Here is a 5,707-nt window from a genome sequence, read left to right as displayed (position 1 = left end):
CACCCAAGGTGACCTTTGTCGCGAGGCTCCGACCCGACCAGTCACCCGACCGAGCCGCTCGCCAGCTTCCGGACCTATCGACAATTATCCGGGTGGAACCCTCCTCCACTGATGATTCGCGCCGTCAGGGCGCACTGCCAGATGCGGACTCCCGTCTCTATGTCTTGCACCGCTGGCCTCAAGCCGTTTGTTGATCCTTCAGACCTGTCTGTGCTACGCCAGAACATCATGATGATACGTACATCCGATATCGTCTCGGTCTTCTTCCTCAGCCGCTAGCCGCGGCACCTGCTTCGAGCGGGTGGAAGGCGAGGGCGTGCCGGGCAACTGCCGGCCGCCCATCTCACATTTCTGGACCAATGAGCCGCACCCAACGTCGCATCGAGCGGCGACAGGTGACCGGCCTGCAATGATATGAGGATATCCATGCCTGCTGATGAACTTCAGTCGATGCGCGCACTCAGCGACGATCAAATACAGCAATTCATTCGCGACGGATTCGTTCGCATCGACCGGGCGTTTCCGCGCGAGCTTGCCGACGAGGCCCGCACCATCCTGTGGCGCGATACGGGCTGCGATCCCCTCAATCGGGCGACCTGGACAAAACCGGTCATCCGGCTTTCCGGCTACAAGGACGCGCCGTTCCTGAAGGCGGAGCGCACGCTGGTGCTGCAAACCGCGTTCGATCAGCTCGTGGGCGAAGGCCGCTGGCGCCTGGGCTCGCTGGGTTTCGGGGGGACGTTTGCCGTACGCTTCCCCCATCCGGATGCGCCCGGAGACGAGGGTTGGCATATCGATACAAGCTTTGCGCCCGATGGCGGCGATCCGAATGAGCGGCGCGCGAATGTAAGGTCGCGCGGTCGCGCCCTGTTGATGCTGTTCCTGTTCTCCGACGTCGGCCCACGCGATGCTCCGACGCGGATAAGGGTGGGGTCACACATCGACATGGCACACTTCCTCGCACCAGCAGGCGAGATTGGGGTGTCACAAACGGAAATGGCGCTGGATCGGATGGGAGCCGAGCGGCCCGAGGCGCTGGCGACGGGTGACGCTGGCACTGTCTACCTGTGCCATCCGTTCCTCGTGCACGCCGCGCAACGCCACCAAGGGACGGCGCCGCGGTTCATGGCCCAGCCGCCGCTGCATCCCGCGGAACCCATCCGGCTCGAGCGGGCGGACGGCAATTATTCACCAGTTGAGATCGCAATTCGGCAAGCTCTTCAGGGGGCGGCTTAGCGAAATAACTTCGAGCGGCCCCGAGGCGTCGGCCGAGTGGCCAAAATCGGGAGGCGGCGACGATGGGTTTAGTCATTCTTACGGGTGCCTCGGGCTCGGGGAAAACGACAATTGCAGAAAGAATAGAGCAACAGGATGCGGGGCGAGCTCGCGTGTTCAGATTTGACAGCATTGGGGTGCCGTCACCTGAGGAACGCTTAGCGAGATGGGGGGCAGGATCGGGGCCGGGAAGAGGATGGCAGCGGGCGAATACCATTGAGTGGTTGACCCGGATCGCGCGAGAACCTGGTTGTCTCCCGGTTCTATTCGAAGGTCAGATGCGCCTGTCGTTCATTGCGGAGGGGCTGGCAACTGCCGGAATTGCAGAGGCTCGCATTGTGTTGGTGCATTGTGATGATGCAACTCGAGCGCAACGGCTGTGTAATGAACGCAACCAGCCGGATTTGGCCAACGCCGCTATGATGATCTGGGCAAAGTTTCTAAGGCGCGAGGCTGAGGCCGGTGGGTTTGAGTTGCTGGATACGTCCAGGATTTCGATCGACGAGAGCGTTGAATACATTCGCGAGCGTCTCGGAACTTGGCGATCTGGCGGATAGTCCGCAACGGGTCACAATCGACAGGCGGCAACCGCTCCACGGACGAAGTGACCCGAAACCTGTCGTCAGGTCAGCCGCTTGGGCGCGTGCGGTGTATGCTGCCTTGCCTCTAAGCCGAGGGACGATCTGAAGCCCGACGCGATACCCCAAGCAGCGGACCTGGCCTGCGACGGGTTCCGCGCCGCCGATCGCAGATCGGCCGAGGTCCGCTCTTGTATAACCGCGCCAGACAATCGAACGCTCATGCCGTCGCGCTGGCCAAGGCCACCGAAGCGCCATCCGCCCACTACACGTTCAGACCGAAAATGATGTTAACGGCGCGTTGGACCTCCCGGAAGCGGCGTGCACCGAGCCTGAAGATGACCTCCACCAGTCCGTCTTGGGGTCGGTCGATCGCGAAGGCGAGGCGGCTGGGAGTGAATTCGACAAGCCGGAGCCTGAGGTGGCCGGCGTAGCGGTCGGGATCGTGGGTCTCGAGATAGCAGACGCCGCCGTCTTCGTCCTCGAATTGCCGCTGAAGCAGGACGTAGGGTCGCATGGGCGCGTCGGGATCGTAGTCGGCAGCCGGGTGCTCGTTGCCGAACGAGACCTCGAAATACTGGTCGTCGAAGTCGCTGACGGTGACATAGCGCGCGCGCAGCTTCATCGGGAGACGTTGGGTAGATGAGATGCGGTGAACACCACGCCATCGGCGATAAACGGCGCGGTGTCGTCCAGACCGGGACCACCTTTCTCAGCGACTGCCAGGCACAAAAGCGAGCACGCGGACCATAGCACAAAGTTGCTGCAGTCCAGCCCGCTGCGCGAGGGGCAGCACAATGCTGGTCGCTTCCTACTACTTGGAATTGTTGCGTTCCATGCGTTCTTTGATGAAAGCGAGAGTCGGCTTGTCGTTCACAATCTCTTGGACGCTTTCGAGCCCGAAGAGTGTGAAGCCGTAACAGCCTTCTTCGGTGCTGTCGTGAACCCAAAGGACGCCATCCTCCGGCTCGAGGTCGATGGCGATTTCGGCCAGAAGCTCCTCGCTGATGCCCAGTCGTGCGGCGGCGCGGGGCAGGGTGAATACGTCGGATATGGCGGCCATGGGGGAGCCCGGCTGGCTGGCGCTTAGCTGCGCGCGCGCCGCAGCGCATTGCGCACGGCCTTGTCCGTCTTGGCGAGCCCGAACATCTCCGGGTTGAACCGGCCGCCGCTCCAGCGCTTCATGCGACGCTGCTCGTCAACCTCGCCGAGCTCTGGCGCCAGCAACACGCGCAGGAATTCGAAGTAGCCGGATGTGCCGCCGACATCCTCGGGCGGACAACAGCGCGCGCCGTCGATGCAGGATGGCTTCTTCGGCGCTGGCGTGGCTGCCACAAGCTTCTCTAGCGTGACGGTGTGCCGCCAATTGTCGCCGAAGCCGTAGACGTAGGTGAAGGTGACCCCGGGCTCGCGGCTGAAATCCCGCATTCGGACTTCCTGTGCGTCATACACACGCGCTTCATCGTCCGTGCGCTCGGCCGAGAGGCTCCAGGTATCGCCGTAGGTCAGGCCGCCGACCTCGAATTCATGCAGGTGGGCATCCTTCCAGCCCATGGCGGCCTGTATGATGCGATGCATGTCGGCGAGCGTTGTGTCGAGTGGCACGATGAGCCGCCGCCAGATCCTCGGCTCGATACCGTCGAGGGAGAGATGCACCTGCACGGCGTTGAAGTCGCGGAAGCTTGGCCGCCGTCTGTCGTCGGCATCCTCGCTCATGTGTCCCCCCCGAACAGTCTACCTCTCTTGACGGTCGGTGCTGCAACTGCCGATATGGTTGCCAGCAGGACGATGGCGCGCGCAAGGTCGCCCGTCCATGGGCGCCGCCGTCAATTTGCTTGCCACGCTATCACGGATGGGCGGACTCGTGACTGAGGTGTTCCCTGACCAGTCTTATCCGATCGCGATGCCTCCGATCCCGGACATGGTAGCCCGCGATCGACGTGAGCGAGAACGAGCCGGCGAATGTCGGCTTCTGTATACGGCCCGAAATCCACAGCCAATCACCCTACACGGTGGAAGCTGGCCAGAGTCGCTTTGGTGTCGTCCAAGGTGACCGCTTCATTGCGCCGGTCGTCATGCAGATTCTGCGACCGCTTGCCTGCATCACTGTCACGCCGCTCTCTCCTTGCTCTGGCCACGCTTCCGCGGCGGTTTCTTGGCAGGAGTTCCGACCGACCCGGCCACCCGCGCCAGTGCCGTTGCCATGGCCTGGCGGTCGATCACGCTCGGGTCGCGGCAACCGAGCCAGTCGATCAACTCCGCATGGCGCGTGTGTGTCGGCTCCATCTCGTCTCCGCATACGTCGCGTGGCTGCTCTGTTTCGGAGTTTATATCTAGCCCTGGCTGAAGAAGATGGGCCACCTCGAAGCGCAACGTGCAATCGCCACGCTGCACAGCTTCCGCTTCTTCGGGCTGGTCTTCGTTCTTCCCGGCGTCGTCGGCCCCGATCTACCCACCGGCTTCGCCACCTTCGCGGCCTACGGCGACTTAGCAACTGGGGTGTTAGCTATGCTGGCGCTGTTCGCCGTCAGAATCCGTCCACTGTTTTGGACCTTCGTCGTCGCTTTCAATGTCGTGGGGACGGTCGACTTCATCGTCGACTACTACCGCGCCACTTTGTTCGACCTGCCAGCGCTGGCAGGAGAGCTCGGCGCCAGCTATGCGATCCCGATCATCTACGTGCCCATACTGATGATCACGCACGTCGCTGCATTCTATTTGCTGGCTCGTCCTCAGCCCAAGGTGGACCAAGTCACCGCCGGCTTCGGGATCACAACGTAAGCCGCGCGTTCGTCGAAACACATGGTGCAGATCTCGTTCACTGTACCGAAAATAGCGGACGCGATCGGCGACGCACGGACCATTACCGATTGCGCTCCCGCGAAAGTCCGCTTCTGTATAAGCCAGGTCGGGGGCTACACAGCACGACGGCCTTGCGGGCGGTGCGCCGCTCTCTACGATCGACAACGTTAGAACCACGCTGGCCCGTCGACGCGCCTTCCCGGCCAATCAAACCCGATCTCCCGGGCTGCGCGCGTCCACGGCAACAAGATCGTGGATGTTTTTCTGCTGAATCGATCCAGAACCGAATCCGTCCGCGATGGCGCTTCTGCATACATTTGCGCGGACGATTCGACTCCGTTTGTGGCGGCGTGAATAAATTCCGTGTTCGGGCGCCTTCTCGCTACACGGAAGAGTGCGGAGAGCAAGCTGGGTTTTTGCTAGCAAAAACATCGGACCGGCGTGAGCCGGTCCGATCCCGGCTGAGGCCGGGAGGCGCCGCGCTCGCCCGCACCTTTTCTTTCATTGACCCTGCCGCATGCCGCGCCCACGCAAAGACGACACCCGCAGCCACCAGCTCAACATCCGCTTCACCGCGCGGGAGCTGGCGCGCGTGCACGCCCATGCCGGTCTGCTCGGCAAGACACCCGCCGACTTCGGCCGCAGCGTGATGCTGCGCCGGCCGCGGCGCAAGAAGCGTGCGGCGCCGGTGACGATCGGTGCGTCCGGGAGGCTGCTGCGCCGCTGGCACGCGGCTGGTGTCGCGCTGAATCATCTCGCGCACCGGTTCAACGCGACCGGCGAGATCCAGCCTTCCGAGCTTGCAAGACTCACCAACCATTTGCGGCGGCTGGGTGCAGCCAGCTTTCCCGCCGCATGCCTCCAATCCTCATCCGCGCCCTACGCGCTCGCGCCGGCGCTGCGCTACCACCTGCGGAAGACCTGCACGAACCTCGTCCAGATCGCCGACCGGCATCAGGTCCTGGCTTTGCCCCTGCCGGTGTCGCTCGTGAACCTGATCGGGCGCTCCCGCGCCATTCTCAACCGCGACAGGCTCCCCGATGGTGCCTAAC

General features: G+C 63.0%; 7 protein-coding genes and 1 pseudogene. 4 read left to right on the top strand and 4 right to left on the bottom strand.

Features of this window, described 5'->3' with window-relative positions:
* Positions 1-426: 426 nt before the first annotated feature.
* Together VH499_RS24580 and VH499_RS24575 are read left to right on the top strand one after the other, a co-directional pair.
* On the top strand, positions 427-1,236 hold the full coding sequence (locus VH499_RS24580) for a phytanoyl-CoA dioxygenase family protein (protein WP_332055409.1): 810 nt from the start codon (positions 427-429) through the stop codon (positions 1,234-1,236).
* A gap of 317 nt (positions 1,237-1,553) precedes the next feature.
* Positions 1,554-1,832 (top strand): hypothetical protein, encoded by a 279-nt coding sequence (locus VH499_RS24575; RefSeq protein WP_332055408.1) that lies wholly within the window; start codon positions 1,554-1,556, stop codon positions 1,830-1,832.
* A gap of 286 nt (positions 1,833-2,118) precedes the next feature.
* Here the strand turns inward: VH499_RS24575 and VH499_RS24570 are convergent, their stop codons facing one another.
* From VH499_RS24570 to VH499_RS24555, 4 genes are all read right to left on the bottom strand, one after another.
* Positions 2,119-2,478, bottom strand: a complete 360-nt coding sequence (locus VH499_RS24570) for a hypothetical protein (RefSeq protein ID WP_332055407.1) — start codon at positions 2,476-2,478, stop codon at positions 2,119-2,121.
* Positions 2,479-2,667: 189 nt separating this feature from the next.
* Positions 2,668-2,916: a hypothetical protein gene (locus VH499_RS24565; RefSeq protein WP_332055406.1), complete on the bottom strand. Its 249-nt coding sequence runs from the start codon at positions 2,914-2,916 to the stop codon at positions 2,668-2,670.
* 23 nt (positions 2,917-2,939) lie between these two features.
* Entirely contained in the window at positions 2,940-3,569 is a 630-nt protein-coding gene (locus VH499_RS24560) for a plasmid pRiA4b ORF-3 family protein (RefSeq protein WP_332055405.1), read from the bottom strand.
* A gap of 393 nt (positions 3,570-3,962) precedes the next feature.
* A complete protein-coding gene (locus VH499_RS24555; protein ID WP_332055410.1) occupies positions 3,963-4,139 on the bottom strand; it encodes a hypothetical protein in 177 nt (58 codons plus the stop codon).
* Between VH499_RS24555 and VH499_RS24550 the strand changes: the two are divergent.
* Positions 4,116-4,634 (top strand): annotated as a pseudogene (locus VH499_RS24550) (hypothetical protein). The gene VH499_RS24555 and the pseudogene VH499_RS24550 sit on opposite strands and share 24 nt — an antisense overlap.
* A 538-nt stretch (positions 4,635-5,172) precedes the next feature.
* On the top strand, positions 5,173-5,706 hold the full coding sequence (locus VH499_RS24545; RefSeq protein ID WP_332055404.1) for a hypothetical protein: 534 nt from the start codon (positions 5,173-5,175) through the stop codon (positions 5,704-5,706).
* Position 5,707: the final 1 nt, after the last annotated feature.

Origin of the sequence: Reyranella sp. (assembly GCF_036558665.1) — a bacterium.
GTDB lineage: Bacteria > Pseudomonadota > Alphaproteobacteria > Reyranellales > Reyranellaceae > Reyranella.
The sequence above is the reverse complement of the archived record's forward strand: the minus strand, read 5'-3'. Positions and strand labels throughout refer to the sequence as shown.

Bases quoted from the DNA above. Each gene is read 5' to 3' on its own strand.
- VH499_RS24545 (WP_332055404.1), top strand. From the start codon at position 5,173: ATGCCGCGCCCACGCAAAGACGACACCCGCAGCCACCAGCTCAACATC.
- VH499_RS24565 (WP_332055406.1), bottom strand. From the start codon at position 2,916: ATGGCCGCCATATCCGACGTATTCACCCTGCCCCGCGCCGCCGCACGA.
- VH499_RS24570 (WP_332055407.1), bottom strand. From the start codon at position 2,478: ATGAAGCTGCGCGCGCGCTATGTCACCGTCAGCGACTTCGACGACCAG.
- VH499_RS24575 (WP_332055408.1), top strand. From the start codon at position 1,554: ATGCGCCTGTCGTTCATTGCGGAGGGGCTGGCAACTGCCGGAATTGCA.
- VH499_RS24555 (WP_332055410.1), bottom strand. From the start codon at position 4,139: ATGGAGCCGACACACACGCGCCATGCGGAGTTGATCGACTGGCTCGGT.
- VH499_RS24560 (WP_332055405.1), bottom strand. From the start codon at position 3,569: ATGAGCGAGGATGCCGACGACAGACGGCGGCCAAGCTTCCGCGACTTC.
- VH499_RS24580 (WP_332055409.1), top strand. From the start codon at position 427: ATGCCTGCTGATGAACTTCAGTCGATGCGCGCACTCAGCGACGATCAA.